Source organism: Myroides injenensis M09-0166 (assembly GCF_000246945.1).
GTDB lineage: Bacteria > Bacteroidota > Bacteroidia > Flavobacteriales > Flavobacteriaceae > Flavobacterium > Flavobacterium injenense.
Map to the genome: position 1 here is coordinate 1 of NZ_BAEX01000202.1, position 240 is coordinate 240.

At 42.9% G+C, this 240-nt stretch carries 1 protein-coding gene; it reads right to left on the reverse strand.

Annotated elements, in window-relative coordinates:
- Positions 1-174 (reverse strand): transposase zinc-binding domain-containing protein (locus RH98_RS15540; RefSeq protein ID WP_193364343.1); only part of this gene is annotated, 174 nt, incomplete at its 3' end.
- Positions 175-240: the final 66 nt, after the last annotated feature.

A 240-nucleotide genomic window follows, 5' to 3' on the forward strand; every position in this document is an offset into this window, starting at 1 on the left:
ACACGTAGTATTGTAACTGATGGTGATGTTTCCACACCCATCACAAGCATCTACATGTCCGCCCAAAGCAGCAGTTCGGCATAAAGTCAGTGCTCTGAGTGTTTTTTCTTGATGAATGGTAAAGTTTTGGTTGGACAAATACGACTTTTCTTCAGCACATCGGCTACTTCCCATTTCGGCTGCATAGCGCAAAAACGGTATCAATTGGACTGTGTACTTTTTGGTTTTCGAGCTGACAAA